General features: G+C 72.8%; 17 protein-coding genes. 10 read left to right on the top strand and 7 right to left on the bottom strand.

The features are described 5' to 3' along the window. Positions 1 to 6: 6 nt before the first annotated feature. The 4 genes from ABEA93_RS32245 (at position 7) to ABEA93_RS32230 (ending at position 4670) form a co-directional block, all read left to right on the top strand. Positions 7 to 1029 (top strand): hypothetical protein, encoded by a 1023-nt coding sequence (locus tag ABEA93_RS32245; RefSeq protein WP_345679419.1) that lies wholly within the window; start codon positions 7 to 9, stop codon positions 1027 to 1029. A 180-nt stretch (positions 1030 to 1209) separates the two neighbouring features. Beyond that, positions 1210 to 3558 (top strand): heavy metal translocating P-type ATPase, encoded by a 2349-nt coding sequence (locus ABEA93_RS32240; protein ID WP_345679418.1) that lies wholly within the window; start codon positions 1210 to 1212, stop codon positions 3556 to 3558. A 163-nt stretch (positions 3559 to 3721) separates the two neighbouring features. After that, on the top strand, positions 3722 to 4147 hold the full coding sequence (locus tag ABEA93_RS32235; protein ID WP_345679417.1) for an SRPBCC family protein: 426 nt from the start codon (positions 3722 to 3724) through the stop codon (positions 4145 to 4147). A gap of 73 nt (positions 4148 to 4220) precedes the next feature. After that, complete coding sequence (locus ABEA93_RS32230) at positions 4221 to 4670, top strand: GNAT family N-acetyltransferase (RefSeq protein ID WP_345679416.1); 450 nt, start codon at positions 4221 to 4223, stop codon at positions 4668 to 4670. Here ABEA93_RS32230 and ABEA93_RS32225 read toward each other — a convergent pair. From ABEA93_RS32225 to ABEA93_RS32210, 4 genes are all read right to left on the bottom strand, one after another. Continuing rightward, positions 4654 to 5139, bottom strand: coding sequence for a carboxymuconolactone decarboxylase family protein (locus tag ABEA93_RS32225; RefSeq protein WP_345679415.1), 486 nt, complete (start codon positions 5137 to 5139; stop codon positions 4654 to 4656). The two genes, ABEA93_RS32230 and ABEA93_RS32225, sit on opposite strands and share 17 nt — an antisense overlap. A gap of 103 nt (positions 5140 to 5242) precedes the next feature. Beyond that, a complete protein-coding gene (locus tag ABEA93_RS32220; RefSeq protein ID WP_345679414.1) occupies positions 5243 to 5527 on the bottom strand; it encodes an SHOCT domain-containing protein in 285 nt (94 codons plus the stop codon). A 47-nt stretch (positions 5528 to 5574) separates the two neighbouring features. Next, a complete protein-coding gene (locus ABEA93_RS32215; RefSeq protein ID WP_345679413.1) occupies positions 5575 to 6027 on the bottom strand; it encodes a DUF6325 family protein in 453 nt (150 codons plus the stop codon). Between the two features lie 201 nt (positions 6028 to 6228). Then, a complete protein-coding gene (locus ABEA93_RS32210) occupies positions 6229 to 7737 on the bottom strand; it encodes an MFS transporter (RefSeq protein WP_345679412.1) in 1509 nt (502 codons plus the stop codon). 229 nt (positions 7738 to 7966) lie between these two features. Between ABEA93_RS32210 and ABEA93_RS32205 the strand changes: the two genes are divergently transcribed. Beyond that, positions 7967 to 8338, top strand: a complete 372-nt coding sequence (locus tag ABEA93_RS32205; protein ID WP_345679411.1) for a YciI family protein — start codon at positions 7967 to 7969, stop codon at positions 8336 to 8338. Then, positions 8335 to 9585, top strand: coding sequence for an RNA polymerase sigma factor (locus tag ABEA93_RS32200; RefSeq protein ID WP_345679410.1), 1251 nt, complete (start codon positions 8335 to 8337; stop codon positions 9583 to 9585). The genes ABEA93_RS32205 and ABEA93_RS32200 overlap by 4 nt, the downstream gene beginning before the upstream one ends. Here ABEA93_RS32200 and ABEA93_RS32195 read toward each other — a convergent pair. Continuing rightward, positions 9582 to 10472, bottom strand: a complete 891-nt coding sequence (locus ABEA93_RS32195; protein ID WP_345679409.1) for an IclR family transcriptional regulator — start codon at positions 10470 to 10472, stop codon at positions 9582 to 9584. The genes ABEA93_RS32200 and ABEA93_RS32195 overlap by 4 nt on opposite strands. 144 nt (positions 10473 to 10616) lie before the next feature. On the opposite strand from ABEA93_RS32195, the gene ABEA93_RS32190 reads away from it, so the two are divergent. After that, on the top strand, positions 10617 to 11654 hold the full coding sequence (locus ABEA93_RS32190; protein WP_345679408.1) for a carboxymuconolactone decarboxylase family protein: 1038 nt from the start codon (positions 10617 to 10619) through the stop codon (positions 11652 to 11654). Positions 11655 to 11780: 126 nt separating this feature from the next. Beyond that, positions 11781 to 12317: a hypothetical protein gene (locus ABEA93_RS32185; RefSeq protein WP_345679407.1), complete on the top strand. Its 537-nt coding sequence runs from the start codon at positions 11781 to 11783 to the stop codon at positions 12315 to 12317. 30 nt (positions 12318 to 12347) lie between these two features. Here the strand turns inward: ABEA93_RS32185 and ABEA93_RS32180 are convergent, their stop codons facing one another. Continuing rightward, a complete protein-coding gene (locus ABEA93_RS32180) occupies positions 12348 to 13454 on the bottom strand; it encodes an acyl-CoA dehydrogenase family protein (RefSeq protein WP_345679406.1) in 1107 nt (368 codons plus the stop codon). Next, positions 13451 to 14119, bottom strand: coding sequence for a hypothetical protein (locus ABEA93_RS32175; RefSeq protein WP_345679405.1), 669 nt, complete (start codon positions 14117 to 14119; stop codon positions 13451 to 13453). The genes ABEA93_RS32180 and ABEA93_RS32175 overlap by 4 nt, the downstream gene beginning before the upstream one ends. A gap of 108 nt (positions 14120 to 14227) precedes the next feature. Between ABEA93_RS32175 and ABEA93_RS32170 the strand changes: the two genes are divergently transcribed. Together ABEA93_RS32170 and mtnK are read left to right on the top strand one after the other, a co-directional pair. Further along, positions 14228 to 15739 (top strand): flavin monoamine oxidase family protein, encoded by a 1512-nt coding sequence (locus tag ABEA93_RS32170; protein WP_345679404.1) that lies wholly within the window; start codon positions 14228 to 14230, stop codon positions 15737 to 15739. Positions 15740 to 15774: 35 nt separating this feature from the next. Next, the gene (gene mtnK / locus ABEA93_RS32165; protein ID WP_345679403.1) at positions 15775 to 17004 is read left to right on the top strand and encodes an S-methyl-5-thioribose kinase; all 1230 of its coding nucleotides are present in this window, start codon (positions 15775 to 15777) and stop codon (positions 17002 to 17004) included. The last annotated feature ends 267 nt before the right edge of the window (positions 17005 to 17271 follow it).

Here is a 17271-nt window from a genome sequence, read left to right as displayed (position 1 = left end):
ACGGCCATGAACACGGCCACTCGCGTCGGCGCGTTCGCGGCCGGCCTCGCCCTGGCATTCGGCGCCGCGTACGGCGTCGGCAACGCGGTCGGCCCGGTCGGCGGCGGTTCGTCGCCGCACGGTCACAACTCGGCCGCGTCCCCGAGCGCCACGGGCGACGGCCACTCCGGGCACACCGCCCCGACGGCCGCCGGAAACGCGGCAGCCGCCAATGCCGCGGTCGCGGGCGGCCTCCAGGTCTCCGAACGCGGCTACACGCTGGTGCCCCAGCAGGAGCCCCTGCCGGCAGGTGTCCCGACCGAGTTCCGCTTCCAGGTCCTCGGCCCCGACGGCCGCCCCTGGACCCGCTACGACCGCGCCCACGACAAGGACCTGCACCTCATCGTCGCGCGCCGCGACATGTCCGGCTTCCGGCACGTCCACCCGACGCTCGGCGCGGACGGCACGTGGCGGGTCCCGCTCACCTTCGAGGCCGCGGGCGACTACCGGGTGTTCGCCGACTTCACGCCGTCCGGCGACCCGGCCGGCGGGCTGACCCTCGGCGCCGACGTGGCGGTGCCCGGCGACTACCGCACCGTGCCGCTGCCCGCGCCGTCGCGGACCGCCGAAGTCGACGGCTACACCGTCACGCTGAACGGCGACCTGGCGACCTCGGCGAGCATGCTGACGCTGTCGGTGAGCAAGAACGGCGTGCCGGTCACCGACCTCCAGCCCTACCTCGGCGCGTTCGGCCACCTTGTCGCGCTGCGCCAAGGCGACCTCGCCTACCTGCACGTGCACCCCGAGGGCGCGCCCGGCGACGGCAAGACGCCCGCGGGCCCCGGCATCTCGTTCCACGCCGGAGCGCCCAGCGCGGGCACCTACCGGCTGTACCTCGACTTCCAGCACGAAGGCATCGTGCGCACCGCCGAGTTCACCGTGACGGTCGACCCGGGCGCGGCCTCCGCCGCCTCGCCGACCCCGCCGGCCCCGAACGGCATGACCGGCCCGACCAGCCCGAGCGGCGAAGACGCCGGCCACGAGCACTGACCGCACGCCGCACCACCACTCCCGGCCGGCCTCGCGCCCCCGCGGAGCCAAGGCCGACGGCTGTTGACTACATACCCCCCTAGGGTATGCTGAGCAGGTGATCGCGGGACGGCGTGGGCCGCCACCGCCGGAGCACCACCCGTACCCCCGCACCACCGGGACATGACGAAGGAGCAGGCGATGAGTCCGGACACCGGGACCTCGGCGCCGCAGGACGCCGCGCGGATCGAATTGGCGATCGGCGGCATGACCTGCGCGTCGTGCGCCAACCGGATCGAGCGCAAGCTCAACAAGCTCGACGGCGTCACCGCGACCGTCAACTACGCCACCGAGAAGGCCAAGGTCACCTACGAGGGCGACGTGACCCCCGAAGACCTGGTCGCCCAGGTCGAGGCGGCCGGCTACACCGCGGAACTCCCGCCCCCGCCCAAGGCGCCCGGCGCCGCGGCGGACCCCGCGCCGGAGACCGACGCCGAGGGCGGCAGGATCCGCGCGCTGCGCGACCGGCTGATCGCGTCCGCGGTGCTCACCGTCCCGGTGATCGCGATGGCGATGGTCCCGGCCTGGCAGTTCACCAACTGGCAGTGGCTGTCGCTGGCGCTCGCGTGGCCGGTCGTGCTGTGGGGGGCCTGGCCGTTCCACAAGGCGGCGTGGACCAACCTCAAGCACGGCACCTCGACGATGGACACGCTGGTGTCGATGGGCACCCTGGCCGCGCTCGCCTGGTCGGTGTACGCGCTGTTCTGGGGCACCGCGGGCGAGGCCGGCATGACCCACCCGTTCTCGTTCGCCATCGAACGCAGCGACGGCGCCGGGAACATCTACCTCGAAGCCGCCGCGGGCGTCACCACGTTCATCCTGGCCGGCCGCTACTTCGAGGCCCGCGCCAAGCGCCGCTCCGGTGCGGCGCTGAAGGCGCTGCTCGAACTCGGCGCCCGCGACGTGGCGGTGCTCCGGGACGGCCGCGAGACCCGCATCCCGGTCGAACAGCTCGCCGTCGGCGACCTGTTCGTGGTCCGCCCGGGCGAGAAGATCGCCACCGACGGCACCGTCGAACAGGGCACGTCCGCGGTCGACGCGTCCATGCTCACCGGCGAATCGGTGCCCGTCGAGGTCGGCCCCGGCGACACCGTCACCGGCGCGACCGTCAACGCCGGCGGCCGCCTGGTGGTCCGCGCCACCCGGATCGGCGCCGACACCCAGCTCGCCCAGATGGCCAAGCTCGTCGAGGACGCGCAGAACGGCAAGGCGCAGGTCCAGCGGCTCGCCGACCGGATCTCCGGGGTGTTCGTGCCGATCGTCATCGCCCTCGCCATCGCCACGCTCGGCTTCTGGCTGGGCACCGGCGAAGGCATCGCGGCGGCGTTCACCGCCACGGTCGCCGTGCTGATCATCGCCTGCCCGTGCGCCCTCGGCCTGGCCACCCCGACCGCGCTCATGGTCGGCACCGGCCGCGGCGCCCAGCTCGGCATCCTCATCAAGGGCCCCGAAGTCCTGGAGTCCACCCGCCGCGTCGACACCGTCGTCCTGGACAAGACCGGCACCGTCACCACCGGCCGCATGACCCTCGTCGACACCCGCCTCGCGGAAGGAGAGACCGAGGCCGACGTGCTGCGTCTCGCGGGCGCCTTGGAGAACGCCTCCGAGCACCCCATCGCGCAGGCGATCGCCAAGGCCGCCGCCGAACGCACCGGCGACCTGCCCGAGCCGGAGGACTTCGCCAACGTCGAAGGCCTGGGCGTGCAGGGCATCGTGGACGGGCACGCGGTCCTGGTCGGCCGCACCCGGCTGCTCACCGAATGGGCCCTCGACCTGCCCGCCGACCTCGAACGCGCCAAGGCCGACGCGGAAGCCCTCGGCCGCACCGCGGTCGCGGTCGCCTGGGACGGCAAGGCCCGCGCGATCCTCGTGGTCGCCGACGCCGTCAAGCCGACCTCGGCGGAAGCCATCCGCCGGTTCAAGGAACTCGGCCTCACTCCGATCCTGCTCACCGGCGACAACACCACGGTTGCGCAGGCCGTCGCCGCGCAGGTCGGCATCGACCCCGACAACGTGTTCGCCGAGGTCATGCCGAAGGACAAGGTCGACGTGGTGACCCGGCTGCAGAGCCAGGGCCAGGTCGTCGCGATGGTCGGCGACGGCGTCAACGACGCCGCGGCGCTCGCCAAGGCCGACCTCGGCCTGGCGATGGGCACCGGCACCGACGTCGCGATCGAAGCCTCGGACCTGACCCTGGTCCGCGGCGACCTCCGCGCCGCCGCCGACGCCATCCGGCTGTCCCGCAAGACGCTCCAGACCATCAAGTCCAACCTGTTCTGGGCGTTCGCCTACAACATCGCGGCCCTGCCGCTGGCCGCCTCCGGCATGCTCAACCCGATGCTCGCCGGCGGCGCGATGGCCTTCAGCTCGGTCTTCGTCGTCTCCAACAGCCTCCGCCTGACCCGCTTCAAGGCACTGGCCGACAAGACGCCGGTCCTGGACGGCCCGGTGCCCCTCGCGGAGAACCCTCGGGTGGAGGCCGCGGTCTGACCGCGGCACCCGAAGAGTGGCCCCGTCGCAACACGCGGCGGGGCCGCTCGGCATTGTGGTCCAGGTCACATCGGGCCCGGCGATGACTCCGCGGACCCGCCCCGGTCTACCCCTTCGACCGCAGCAGCCGCGCAACGCGGCGCCGAACACGAGAGGTTCCGACATGAGCGAGAACGCCACCACCGGCTTCCCCTACACCGTCACCCGCGTCATGAACGCCTCCGTCGCCCGCGCGTGGGCCGCGTACACCACCGCCGCCGAGTGGCCGGCCTGGTTCGGCGCCGCCGAAGGCAGCGTCGAGATCGACGTCCGCCCCGGCGGCGCCTGGAAGTCCACGCTGCTCACCCCCGACGGCGGGCAGTTCCCGCTCACCGGCACGTTCCTCGAGGTCGAGGACGGGCACCGGATCGTCCTGTGGATGGACGTGCCGGGCGCCCCCGCCGAGGTCATGGCGATCACGTTCGCCGCGCACCCGGACGGCGTCGAGGTCGTCATCGACCAGACCAACGCCACCGAGGAAGCCCGCGACATGGCCCGCGAGGGCAGCACGATGATCCTGGCGGGCCTCGCCGCGCACATCGAAGCCTGACCGGGCGCCGACGGAGCCGTCTCTCCCCAGGGCTCGGACGGCCGTCCGGAACGGCCCGCTAGCGTGGGCCCCCATGCACGCCTGGCACCTGCGCCCCGCCTCGGCGGCCGACGTCGAGCCGGCCGCCGAACTGCGCGCCGTCGTGATGCGGCCCGACCTCGAACGGCTCGGCCGCTACGACGACCACCGCGTCCGGCAGCGCCTCCGCGACGCCTTCGAGCCCGCGCACACGTGGGTCGTCGAAGCGGGCGGAGCGTTCGCCGGATGCGTGGCGCTGCGCCCCGCCGACGGCGGCTATTGGCTGGAGCACTTCTACCTGGCGCCCGACGCGCAGGGCGCCGGCGTCGGCTCGGGTGTGCTGCGCGGCCTGCTCGACCGGTGCGACCGCGAACGGGCGGTGGTCCGGCTGAACGTCCTGCAAGGGAGTCCGGCGCGGCGCCTCTACGAGCGGCACGGGTTCGTCCCGGAGTCCGAGGACGCCGTGGACGTGTTCATGGTGCGGCCGCTCAGCCCTGCGCCGTGACGGCCGGGCGCACCGGGTGCTTGCTGAGGATCGACACCCGGTTGAAGGTGTTCATCGTGATGGCGACCCACAGGACGGCGGCGATCTCGTCGTCGGTCAGGACCGGCCGGGCCGCGGCGTAGGCGCTGTCCTGCGCGGCGGCGTCCGCGATGGCGGTGGCGGCTTCGGCGAGCGCCAGCGCGGCGCGCTCCCGGTCGCTGAACAGCTCGGTGTCCCGCCACGCGCTCAGCGTGCCGAGGCGCTGCGTCGTCTCGCCCGCGCGCAGCGCCTTGCGGGTGTGCAGGCTCAGGCAGTACGCGCAGCCGTTGATCTGCGAGACCCGCAGGTTGACGAGCTCGATCAGCAGCGGTTCCAGGCCGGTGTCCGCGGCGCCTTGGCGGACCGTCTCCCGGGCGGCGACGAACGCCTTGAACGCCTCGGGCGTCTGCTTGTCCAGGTAGATCCGGGCGGGCGGCGTCGGGACGGCCATGGGGACTCCTCGCTGAACAGGCGGAACACGCGTCGATGCGGCGCCTTCAGGGGCGCCGCATCGACTAGTGGATCACGCTCGGTACCGCAGCGGGCGCGGGCCCTCAGCCGTTCAGAATGCGCTGCTTCTGCGCCTCGAACTCGGCGTCGGACAGGACGCCCTGCTCCTTCAGGTCGCCGAGCTGCTTGAGCTGGGCGAGCTTGTCGTTCATCGGGTCGGACGGCGCCTCGGCGGGCGGCTGCTGCGCGTACACGACCTGCTGCGGCTGCTGCGGGGCTTCCTGCTGCGCCCAGCGGCCGGCCTGGCGCCGCGAGACCCGGTTGGACACGGCGGTGGCGGTGCCGGCGACGACGGCGGTCCGGGCGACGCCGCGGAGAAGACCTGGCATGGTTTCTGCCTCCTGCTTTCGGTGCGGGCGAACGGGTGCGGCGGGGTTCAGCCGCCGGCTTCGGCGGCCTCGAGCGCTTCGAGCGCGTCGACGACGGCTTCCACCGGGATGCGGCCGCTCGCGACGACCCGCGCCCCGTTGCGGCGCAGCGCGGTCGCGAAGGGGGCGGCCCACAGGTTCTCGTAGACGATGACGCCCGCGGCGGTGCCGGTCTCCAGGGCGGCGCCGGCCTCGGCGAGGTCGTCGTCGCCGAGCAGCCCGGAGGACGCGCCTTCGAAGACGGCCAGGTCGAGCTGCCCGTCCGCGTCGAAGTCGGCGATGTCGATGCCGACGATGGAGCCGTCCGGCTGCTTCGTGACGAACAGCAGGTCGAGAATGCGGATGATGCCGCGGTCGACCAGGTCGACGAGCAGGGGCAGCCCCTCGCCCTTCATACCCTCGCTGGGGAACTCGACGACGAGATAGTCGATCGGGCCCGTTTCGATGAGATCCTCGCTCACCTTGACTCCTCCGGTGGGTGGCCGCCTGCGGCGGGGGAACGTCGACGGCCGTGGTGCGGTCGCGGCACAGCCGAACGAGGCAGTCGTCGGTTTTTGAAACCGGCGCGGCCTTATCCCTCCACCATGCGCACCGCGGCTCCGGCCTCGCCACCGGAGCCGCGGTGCGGAACCCGCCGCCGTGGCCGGGTCCGTTCGAACGGCTTAGGCGTCGACCTCTTCGCGCACCGGGGTTTCCGTGCCGGTCGCGTCTGCGCCCGCGGCGGCGGGCCGCATCGTGGCGACCAGGACCGCCGCCAGGACGAAGATGCCCGCCGCGACCAGACCGGTGACGTGCAGGCTCGTGGTGAAGGCGTCCCGGGCGTCGTGCAGCAGCGACGCGCTCCGGTCGGCCGCGAGGGTGCGGCTGGTGGCGACGGCGTCGGCGACGGTCTCGGACGTGCCGCCCATGTGGTCGCGGTAGACGGCCGCGGCGAGCACGCCGAGGAACGCGAGGCCGAGGGACCCGCCGAAGTAGTTGCCGGTCTCCGACATCGACGCCGCCGAGCCGGCGCGCTCGGGCGGCACGGACCCGACGACCAGCCCGGTGCCCAGTGCGAACAGCGGCCCGGCGCCGAGGGCCAGGACGGTGATCCCGGTGATGACCAGCGGCAGCGCGACCGCGCTGCCGGGTTCGACGGCGACCAGCAGGACGCCGCCGAGCGCCGACACGACCAGGCCGCCCGCGATGGCGGTGGTCTGCGGGATGCGGCGGGCCAGCGCCGGGGCGGCCATCGTGCCGCCGGCCACGCCGAGCCCCATCGGCGCGAAGAGCAGCGCCGACACCGCGGGGGAGTAGCCGAGGACGCTCTGCAGGTACTGGGTCACCAGCAGCCCGGTGCCCGCCATGGCGATCCCGGCCAGCACCAGGCCGACGAGGACGGCGGTGAAGGGGCGGTTGCGCAGCAGCCGCAGATCGAGCAGCGGCGTGGCCGAGCGCAGCTGGCGGCGGACGAAGACCACGCCGATCGCAGCGCCCGCGATCAGCGCGACGGCGGGACCCGCGGACGCGTTCTCCACGGCGAGCTGCTTGATCCCGTAGATCATCGGGAGGACCGAGGCGAGCGACAGGGCGACGCTCGCCGGGTCGAGCCGCCCGGCGTGGTCGCTGCGGAACTCCGGGAGCAGGATCGGTGCGGCGACGAGCAGCAGCAGCATCGCGGGCACGGCGGCCAGGAAGACCGAGCCCCACCAGAAGTGCTGGAGCAGCAGCCCGGCGAGCACCGGGCCGAGGGCGCCGCCCGCGAACTGCCCGGTGGCCCAGATCGCGATCGCCTTCCCGCGTTGCCGGTCGTCGCGGAACATGTTGGTGATCAAGGCCAGCGTCGACGGCGCCAAGGTCGCCCCGGCGACCCCCAGCAGCGCCCGGACGACGATGAGCATCTCGGGACTGGTGGAGAACGCGGCCACGACCGACAGCACCGCGAACGCCGCGGCACCGATCATCAGCAGGCGCCGTCGGCCGATCCGGTCGCCGAGCGTGCCCATGGTGATGACGAGGCCCGCCACCATCAGCCCGTAACTGTCGCTGATCCACAGCTGTTGCACGCCGTCCGCGCCCAGGTCGGCGCTGAGCTGGGGGAGCGCGAGCAGCAGCGCCGTCATGTCCATGGCCACGAGGAACGTCGGTAGGACGAGGAGGCCCAGTCCCAGCCATGCCCGGTCGACTCGCATGTCGGAAGCTCTCTTCTGTCGTGGTGTCACTGTCGTGATGCCGTGGTGCCGTGTGCGTGTGTCGACCGGTGGTCGGAGCGGCGCCGGGCTTCTTGACGTCGGGCGGCGGAAAATCGGTGGCGGAAAATGCGTGCGGAAAATCGGGCGGGGGATGTCAAGACGACGGCGCCGGCTCCGACCACCACGCGAAGGGCCCCGCCGGGGGCCCGCGCACCACGAGGAGAACGAGATGCAGTTCCTGATCAGCATGCACGTCAACCCGGCCGTGCTGGACGCGCTGACCGACGCGGAGAAGGCGGCGATCGGCGACGGCCACGGCAAGTTCATCGCCGGCCTCAAGCAGTCCGGGGAGCTGATCACCACGCAGGCGCTGGTCGACCCGTCGCAGGCCGTGGTCGTGAAGGTCCGCAACGGGCAGCCGGTGGTGACCGACGGGCCGTTCCTGGAGGCGAAGGAATACCTGGGCGGCTTCTACCTGGTCGACTGCGAGAACAAGGAGCGGGCGATCGAGCTGGCCGCGCAGATTCCGGACACGGCCGTCGAAGGCCTGGGTGTCGAGGTGCGTCAGGTGATGTTCGCCGACGGACAATTGGAGGCATGACGGCCCCACCCTTCGAGGACCTGCTGCGTGAACTCACGCCGCAGGTCCTCGGCACGTTGATCCGCAGGTACGGGCAGTTCGAAGGCTGCGAGGACGCCGTCCAGGAAGCCGTCCTCGCGGCCGCCGTGCAGTGGCCCGCCGAGGGCGTGCCCGACAACCCGCGCGGCTGGCTGGTCACGGTGGCCTCGCGACGGCTGATCGACGCGATGCGCAGCGACCACGCGCGCCGCGAACGGGAGACCGCGGTGGCGGCCGAGGTGGTGCCGGAGGACGTCCCGGACACCGACGACACGCTCGTGCTGCTGTTCCTGTGCTGCCATCCGACGTTGACCGCGGCATCGCAGACCGCGCTGACGCTGCGCGCGGTCGGCGGCCTGACCACCGCGGAGATCGCCCGCGCGTTCCTGGTGCCGGAAGCGACGATGGCCGCCCGGATCAGCCGGGCGAAGCAGCGCATCAAGGCCGCGGGCAGCTCCTTCCGGCTGCCGGAGCCCGCGGAACGCGAAGACCGGCTGCGCGTCGTGCTGCACGTGCTCTACCTGATCTTCAACGAGGGCTACACCGCGTCCTCCGGCACCGAACTCCACCGCGCCGACCTCGCCCGCGAGGCGATCCGGCTGACCCGCATGGTCCACGCGCAGTTGCCCGACGACCCCGAAGTCACCGGCCTGCTGGCCCTCATGCTCCTCACCCACGCGCGCCGCGCGGCCCGCACGACGCCGTCCGGCGACTTGATCCCGCTGGACGAGCAGGACCGGACGCGGTGGGACGCGGAGCTGACGGGGGAGGGGATAACGCTGGCGAAGACCGCGCTGGGCGGCGCCGCCCTCGGCCCGTACCAACTCCAGGCCGCCATCGCCGCCACCCACGCCGACGCGGCCGCCGCCGAGGACACCAACTGGCAGCAGGTGCACGCCCTCTACATGATCCTGGAGCGCATCGCCCCGAACCCGATGGTGACCCTGAACCGCGCCATCGCCCTGGCGGAGGTGGAAGGCCCCGTGGCCGGAATGGAGTTGCTCGCGACTCTGGACGACGACGACCGCATGGCCGGCCACCACCGCCTGCTGTCGGTCCGCGCCCACCTCCTGGAAGAGACCGGCGACCGGGCCGCCGCCTACGACCACTACCGGCGCGCGGCCAAGGCGACGGCGAGTCTGGCGGAGCGGCGGTACTTGGAGATGCGCGCGGGACGGGTGCGGCCGGATGCGGAGAGCGCGGGTCGGCCCATGTCCGACCCGGTCTAGGCCGTCCAGGGGTTGACGCCGCCGAGGGCTTGCGTGGCCGCTGTGGCGGTGGCGACGAGGGTGTCGGCGATGCGGCGGCGGCTGCCGGGGTCCGGAGTGCCGTCGACGACGACGGTGAAGACGTACGGCTGGCGGCCGTGGCGGTCGAAGATCGGCGCGGTCATGTGCCGGACGACCGCGTTCGGGACTTCCTCGCCGGGCAGTTCGTACTCGGTGAAGGTCAGCGGCGGCAGGTGGCGGAACAGCTTGCGGAGGACCGCCTGGGGAAGGTGCGAGGAGACGAGCTGGGCGATGACGGCGTGGCCGATGTCGTCCGGACCCGCCTCGCACTCGACGACGTAGCCGCGCTGCCGGGCGTCCGCGGCGAGGGCGAAGACCCGGTCGGGGCTGCCCGCGAGGGGGACCAGCGGGGTGCGGGCGAGCCACGCGTGGAGGTCGGCGTCCGGGTTCCAGAGATTGTTGACCAGGCCCAACGGCGCCGCGGCGGGGAAGCGTTCGCCGACGAAGTCGCGCGTGTCGCCGGTGGCGAGGACGCCGCGGCGGTCGAGCACGACCACGTGGGCGTCGATGTTGGCGACCAGCATGCAGCTGCCGGCTTCCCGGTGCAGGGCCTCCAGGTGCGGGCGGATGAGGTCGAGCGGTGCCACGCTGCTCTCCGCCGCGGTGCCCATGCGCAGCAGGGCCGGGCCGGGGCCGTACGTCTTGGCGTCGTCGCGGGTGAGCAGACCCGCCGAGCTGAGGCTGGCCAGCACGCCGAGGCAGGTCGGCTTGCTCATCTCCAGCCGCTCGGCGATCTGCGTGAGCGTCAGGCGTTCGCCGGGGTGGTCGGTGAGCAGCGTGAGAATCCGCACCACGCGGTCGGCGGACGGGGATTGCCGGTCGGTCATCGTGCGCACGCCTCCCGCGGCCGGTCGATGGTTGACGGTGTGTCAGATCCGAACCTAGCATCGAATTCTCATATGCGAATCTCACATTCAGCATATGGAATCTGGCTGAGCAGGCAAGCGGACGTCGACCCGACAGGAGCGCACATGGCCGGCTGGTTGTCCCGTATCGAGGCGGAAGCGACGGACTTCCCGGGGACGTTGGGGTTGTTCCCGGAATTGCGGACGAGCTACGCCGACTACTTCACCCGGCTGTGGAACCCCGTGGTGCTCGATCCGCGGACCACCGAACTCGTCCGGCTGCGCATCGCCCAACTCCACGAGTGCGAGACGGAACTCGCGGTACGGACGCGTCCCGCAGTCGACGCCGGTCTCGACGACGCCAAGGTCGCGGCGCTGGCGAAGGGCGGGGGCGATCCGGCGTTCGACGCCGTGGAGTCGGCCTGCCTGGACTTCGCCGAGCAGTTCGTCATGGCGCCGGGCGGGGTCTCCGACGAGGACCGCACGCGCCTGACCGACCTGCTCGGGATGCCGCGCGTCGTGGGCCTGGCGATGGCTTGCGCGGTGTTCGACGGCTTCGCCCGGTTCCAGGTGGTGCTCGGCACGCACACCGTCGCACCCGCGCTTCCCGGTACCGCCGTCACCGTCGCCGAACTGCCCGGACTCGACCCGGCGGCGCCGGCCACGCCGCCGCCCACCGACCCGGCGGACCCGATCGCGTCCAGCCCGTTCGCCCTGCAGCCGGATCTGCTGGCGTCGTTCCTGCGCCTGTACGGGACGCTGTGGTCGAACGGCGTCGTGGACCACGCCTCGAAGGAAGTCGCCCGGCTCCGCAACGCGCGTGTCACCGACTGCCGCTTCTGCCGCGCGGTCCGGTACGACCAGGCCACGGCGGCCGGGCTCACCGAGGACTTCGTCGAACTCATCGACGACGGATTCGAAGCCAGCGCCCTCCAGGAGCGCCACAAGACGGTGATCCGGCTCGCCGACGTCTTCCTCGGCAACCCGCACGGCGTCACGGGCGAACTGCGGAACGAACTGGTGGCCGCCTACGGCGCCGCCGGGACGGCGGAACTGACCGCCGGGCTGGCTTTGTTCATGGGCTTCTCGAAGATCGCCGTGAGCCTGGGAACGATCCCGGAGGGCCTCCCGACCCGGATTCCCCTGCCGACGCCGCGGCGCTAGGGGGAGTTTGCGGGCGGGCGGGGCGGGTTGGCAAACGCTGGGTGGTTGCTTGGTGCGGCCTTGACCAAATGCGAGGGGATCAGCAAGATCGCTCTCCGGTTCAGGATCCGTATCGGGGGGCGTTCCATGCCTGCGAAGAAGTCCACGAAGGTTGTCGTCGGCGGGGTTGCCGCGGCGGCCATGGTGCTGGTGTCGGGGTGTTCGTCGCCGGCCAAGGCCAAGAAGGTGCCGGACGACCTGTGCGCGGTGATGACCGCCCCGCCGCTCACCCGGCTCCTGGCCGGGGGAACGCCGCAGCACCGGGCGAAGAACGACAAGCTGACCTCGCGGGCCGACTGCGAGCTGTCGAGCGGCGCCGACGACTTCGAGGTCGACCTCGAACGGCACGGCGGCACGAAGAAGCACGGGGCGAGCTACTGGTCCCAGCGCGCTTACAAGTCCACGAAGGACTCGCACACCTGGACGTACCGCTGCTCGAACCCGCCCGCCTCGCCGCGCCTGGGCAAGGACTCGTTCGAATGCCGGTCGGACAAGCGGCTGGAGATCACCGTCCGGAAGGGCAAGGACGTGCTCTCGCTGGTCCTCACGGGTCCCCGGGCGGCACAGCCGGACGCGGTCGAGGTGCTGCGGGGGTATGCGGACCAGATCGTGAAGGTGCTGTAGGCAGGCTGATCGGCGGCCGGGTGCCGTTGCTCAACCCTCGTGCCACGCAGGGCCGTTCCTCTCCCTTGCACATGCCTGCCGTGCCTCGGCGTTCTGCCCGTGGACCGCGTGGAAGGACGCCTCCGCCAGCAGCCGGGCCGCGGTCGCGTCGCGGGTCATCGCCTGGGCCCCGGAAGCGATGACGCACGCCGTCGCGGTGCGGAGCGCCAGGTCGACGGCGGCGGCGCGGACCGCCAGGCGTTCGGCGAGGGCCTCGCTGGGCGGTTGATGGTCCGTCAGGGCGTAGGCGCGCGTGCGGAGTTCGGCCGCTCGGCGGGTCGCGTGCGCGGCCCGTGCGGTGAACGGCTCATGGGCGCCCAGGAAGGCTGTCGTGGCGTGCAGGTTGCCGAAGAGGGCGGGGTGGGTGTTCGCGCTCTGCGCGTGGTGGTCGCGGAGCCACGGGGCCGCGGGCCGGAGCGACACGATCTGCGGCGGCGCGACGCGCAACCCGGTGACGCGGACGGAGACCGCGTAGGTGGCGTTCATGCTCCACAGATCGTGGGGGCGGACCGTGCCCGCCTCGGCGAGTTCGGCGGATGAGAGCAGGGCGAACAGGATCCGCCGGTCGGGCGTCGAAGCCCCCAGGAGGACCGCGTCGACCAGTCCCCAGCCGGTCAGCCACGGGATGCGACCGGACACCCGCCACCCGCCCGCGCCGTCGGGCGTCGCGGTGAGCATCGGCGGGCCCGGGCGGGCGAGGTGCGAGACCGCGTGCCCGCACAGGACCCGGCCGGTGCGCAGGGGAGTGAGCCGGTTTTCGCGCAGCTCCCGGTTGTCCGAAGCGGCGACCGCGCGCAGCGGCCGGTGGTGTTGGGCGTATACGAACCACGTCGCCCCGTCGGCGGCCGACACCGCCTCGACGGCGTCCCGGAGCACGCCCGGCGCACGCAGCGCGAGGCCGAACGCGCCCGCGTCGGCCAGCGCGTCCAGATGCGACCGCGGTACCCCGTCCCGGGCCGTGCGGTCCGCGAGCGGGCGCAGTAGTTCGGCGGCCACTCGCCGGGTCGCGGCCAGCACCTCGGCGTCGGAGGACGACGGGGCGGGGGTGTGGCGGCCCGGCGCATGTGCCGGACCGCCGGACGGCCCCGTGGGCCTCACGGGTTCGCGGTCGTGGCCAGGCTGCTGAACTTCTCGCCGAGGGGCCGGATGATGTGGCGTTCGACCTCGTAGTAGCTGGTCAGTTCGGCCATCGGGGTGCGGCGCAGGTACCAGCGGCCGGTGAGGTTGCAGCCGATGTCGCGGCCGGCGAAGGTGCCGGTCGCCCAGCCGTCGCGTTCGTCGTCGCGGGTGCGCTCGATGCGGAAGTAGTTGAAGAGGCTGGTGGACGTGGTCGCCACCGTCTCGTCCGGGTCGTCCGGGCGCGGGTCGGCGACGCCGAACCAGCACTCGGGGCCGTCGGCGTCCTGCACGTACGCGTCGTTGAACCCGAGCCACGGCCAGATGAACGCGATCAGCCCCGCCTTGTCCGTCGGACAGTCGTCCACCTTGCAGTCCGGCGGCACCCGGTCGGCGTCGACGTAGAACCGCCCCAGCCAGGTCGGCAGCCACAGGTAGAACGGGTACGAACTGTTGTCCGACAGCAGGTAGCTGTTCGCGTTGGAGTGCAGTTCGTTGCCGGCGATCGGGGTGAGGCGGACCCCGTACTCGGGAATCGCGAAGCGGACGCCGACCACTTCGTAGAAGGCCCGGATATCCCGGAAGTACTCGGACAATGCGTCGTAGGCGGAAGGCGCTTGGGCGAGTACGTCGGTCCGGAAGATCACGTGTGCCCCCGATGTCGACAACAACGTATTTGCTTACTCGATGTTGCATCCCGGGTACGGAACGGTAAAGGCCTGCCGGAGGAATGGCCGGTAACGGGGGGTCGGGGGATGACCGAAGTCGCCGTCGTGGGCGCCGGGTTCGGCGGATGCTACGCCGCGTACCGGCTCGCCGCGGCCGGGCGCCGTGTCGCGGTGTACGAACGCACGTACCGCATCGGCGGCCGCATCCGTTCCGCTCCGCTGCGCGCGGGCGGGTGGGCCGAGTTGGGCGCGATGCGGCTCAACACCGAGGCGGCCGCGGTGATGGCGTTGGTCGAGCACCTGGGGCTGGCCGCCGCGCTCGAGCCGTTCCCCTTCGGCCGCCCCGAGACGTTCGCGCATACGCACGGCGGACTGCGCCGCCGCCGCGACCTGGCCGCGATGCCGGACAGCGATGCCGACATGCTGGTGGCGCGGGCGGTCGAGGCCGCCGTGCCGGGCTTCGCGCGGATGCGGGCCGCCTTCCATGCGGCGCGCGGCGGGGGCCGGGAAGCCGCTGCGGTGCACGAGCACGCCGCCTACCGGGCGGCCGTCCACACGGCCGCGGTGCACGGCGTGCCGCTGCGCCGGGTTTCCTGGCCGCGGCTGCTCGATGCCGCGCTCACTCCCGACGCCGTGCGCCGCATCACGCACACCGGCGGTTACGACGTGCACACCGGCGGCGCGGCCGAGTGGATCGACGTCCTGTTCGACACGCCGCCCGACGCCCACTACGTCGCCCTGTCGTGCGGCATGCAGGCCCTGCCGACGATTCTGGCCACCCGCTGCGCGGGTGCGGGCGGCCGAACCCGCCTGGGACACCGTCTGGTGCGTCTCGAGACGACCGGAAAGCGTTATGAACTCACCTTCGCCGTCGAGGATTTCGCGGGAAGAGACACCGGCGGACGCGAGTGCGCCACCGCCGACGCGGTCGTTCTCGCCCTCCCGCAAGCCGCACTCCAGGCCATCGAGTTTGCGCCACACCTGGCCGCGCGGCTGAGGCCGCAGTGGCGTGCGGACCTGGCCGCCGTGCAACCGGTCCGCGCCCTGAAGCTCTTCCTCGCCTACCCCGAGCCCTGGTGGCAGGCCTGCGGCGTCACCGAAGGACGCAGCACCACTGAACTCCCGCTGCGCCAAGTGTGGTACGCCCCCGGCGGCGCGTCCCACCTGCTGCTCGCCGCCTACCCCAGCGGGCCGTCGACCGCGATGTGGGACCGCTTCGCCGCCGATCCCGAGCGCTACCCGGTCGACCCCGCGGACGGGACGGGCTTCGCCGACGCCCCGCCCGCCCCGGCCGCGGCCGTCGCCCACGCCCACCGGCTGCTCTGCCGCATGCACGGCGTCGACGCCCCGCCGCCGGTGGCGGCCTGCCTGCAGGACTGGGCGGGTCCGCGGCACGCCGCGGCGTGGCACGTGTGGCGGACCGGGCGTTCCCCCGGGCAGGTCGCCCCGCGCATGCGGGCGCCGGTGCCCGGGGAAGCCGTGTACGTCGTCAGCGACTGCTGGACCGGCGACCCCGGCTCGATCCCCGGCGTCCTCGGCTGCGCGGAGGACGTCCTGCGGGACCACCTGGGCCTGCCGGAACCGCCGTGGCTCGGGTAGCCCGGCAGCGCCACATCCCACCGACGAGGAGGACCATGACCGACCCCGCCGCCCCGACCGACCCCGCCGCTCTGCTGGGGCACCTCGCCGGGCATCCCGCGCTGGCCGACCGGCTCGGGGGCGACCCGGCACGCTGGTCGGTCCGGGAAATCGGCGACGGCAACGTCAATTTCGTGTACGTCGTCCGCGGCCCGAACGGCGCCGTCTGCGTGAAGCAGGCCCCGCCGTACGTGCGCGTCGCGGGACCGAGCTGGGCCCTGACCCCGCGCCGTGTCCTGTTCGAGCACCGGGCCGTCGTGGAACACCGCCTACATGCACCCGAGTTCGTTCCGAAGCCGTGGTACGTCGACGCCGAATCCCACCTGCTCGCCGTCGATTTCCTCGAAGGTCACACCGTCATGCGCGGCGAGCTGGTCGACGGAGCCCTCCACCCGCACTTCGCCGCGCAGGCCGCGCGCTATCTGGCGGACACCCTCTTCGGCACCTCCGATCTTGCGCTGACCGCGACCCGGAAGCGCGAGCTGGCCGCGTTCTTCGAGACCAACACGGCCATGTGCCGGATCATGGAGGACATGGTCTTCACCGAGATCTACCTGCCGCACCCGCGGAACCGGTGGACCAGTCCGGAACTCGACGACGACGTAAGGCGGTTGCGTGACGACACCGAGCTGAAGCTGGCCGTGTCCCGCCTGAAGTCCCGCTATCTGTCGTCGCGGGACGCGCTGCTGCACGGTGATCTGCACACCGGGTCGATCATGGTCTCGGCCGACGGAATCGCCGTGATCGACCAGGAGTTCGCATGCTACGGGCCGATGGGGTTCGACATCGGCACGCTGCTGGCGCACCTGCTCATCGGCTACTTCGCGGCGGGCGCGCACGGGCCGGAGCGGGCGGCGCAGCGCGCGTGGCTGCTGTCGGCGGTCGAGGAGGTGTGGGAGGGCTTCCGCGCCCGGTTCGCGGAGCTGTGGCGGACGCGGGCGGCCGGGGACGCCTACCCGGCGGCGCTCTTCGACGGCGTCGATCTGGAACCCGAACGGCAGCGCTACCTCGATGCGCTGTTCGCCGAGTCCCTGGGCTTCTGCGGCGCCGAGATCCTCCGCCGCGTGATCGGCTTCGCCCGCCCGGACGACTTCACCACGCTGAAGGACCCGGCGACCCGCGCGGCCGCGGAACGCCGCGCGCTGGCGTTGGCGAGGTCTTTGGTCACGGAGCCGGGGCGCTATCGGACGGCGGCGGAGGTGACGGAGGCGGCGCGGCAGGCGTGAGGCGGCGCGGCGGTGCAAGGGGAAGGGGCGCGAAGCGACCGCCCGGTGTCCCGGTGTCCCGGTGTCCGCCCCGGCCCAACCGCCCCCAGTCCGCAGCGCCGCCGCGCCCGTCCCGCTCCGTCCCTCCGTCCCTCCGGCCCCACCCGGCCTCGCTTCCCGCTGTGGCCGCGTCGGCTTGGACGGCTCCGCGCCCCGCCCTCGCGCTTCACCCCGCCCCTCCAGCCCGACCCGGCCGGCCCGACCCGCCTCCCGTCCCGGCGGCCTCGG

The sequence above is a fragment of the Yinghuangia aomiensis genome, from assembly GCF_039542225.1.
Classification (GTDB): Bacteria; Actinomycetota; Actinomycetes; order Streptomycetales; family Streptomycetaceae; genus Yinghuangia; species Yinghuangia aomiensis.
The sequence above is the reverse complement of the archived record's forward strand: the minus strand, read 5'-3'. Positions and strand labels throughout refer to the sequence as shown.

Bases quoted from the DNA above. Each gene is read 5' to 3' on its own strand.
- ABEA93_RS32195 (WP_345679409.1), bottom strand. From the start codon at position 10,472: ATGACCGACCGGCAATCCCCGTCCGCCGACCGCGTGGTGCGGATTCTC.
- ABEA93_RS32185 (WP_345679407.1), top strand. From the start codon at position 11,781: ATGCCTGCGAAGAAGTCCACGAAGGTTGTCGTCGGCGGGGTTGCCGCG.
- ABEA93_RS32245 (WP_345679419.1), top strand. From the start codon at position 7: ATGAACACGGCCACTCGCGTCGGCGCGTTCGCGGCCGGCCTCGCCCTG.
- ABEA93_RS32220 (WP_345679414.1), bottom strand. From the start codon at position 5,527: ATGCCAGGTCTTCTCCGCGGCGTCGCCCGGACCGCCGTCGTCGCCGGC.
- ABEA93_RS32170 (WP_345679404.1), top strand. From the start codon at position 14,228: ATGACCGAAGTCGCCGTCGTGGGCGCCGGGTTCGGCGGATGCTACGCC.
- ABEA93_RS32240 (WP_345679418.1), top strand. From the start codon at position 1,210: ATGAGTCCGGACACCGGGACCTCGGCGCCGCAGGACGCCGCGCGGATC.
- ABEA93_RS32190 (WP_345679408.1), top strand. From the start codon at position 10,617: ATGGCCGGCTGGTTGTCCCGTATCGAGGCGGAAGCGACGGACTTCCCG.
- ABEA93_RS32235 (WP_345679417.1), top strand. From the start codon at position 3,722: ATGAGCGAGAACGCCACCACCGGCTTCCCCTACACCGTCACCCGCGTC.
- ABEA93_RS32230 (WP_345679416.1), top strand. From the start codon at position 4,221: ATGCACGCCTGGCACCTGCGCCCCGCCTCGGCGGCCGACGTCGAGCCG.
- mtnK (WP_345679403.1), top strand. From the start codon at position 15,775: ATGACCGACCCCGCCGCCCCGACCGACCCCGCCGCTCTGCTGGGGCAC.
- ABEA93_RS32205 (WP_345679411.1), top strand. From the start codon at position 7,967: ATGCAGTTCCTGATCAGCATGCACGTCAACCCGGCCGTGCTGGACGCG.
- ABEA93_RS32225 (WP_345679415.1), bottom strand. From the start codon at position 5,139: ATGGCCGTCCCGACGCCGCCCGCCCGGATCTACCTGGACAAGCAGACG.
- ABEA93_RS32210 (WP_345679412.1), bottom strand. From the start codon at position 7,737: ATGCGAGTCGACCGGGCATGGCTGGGACTGGGCCTCCTCGTCCTACCG.
- ABEA93_RS32200 (WP_345679410.1), top strand. From the start codon at position 8,335: ATGACGGCCCCACCCTTCGAGGACCTGCTGCGTGAACTCACGCCGCAG.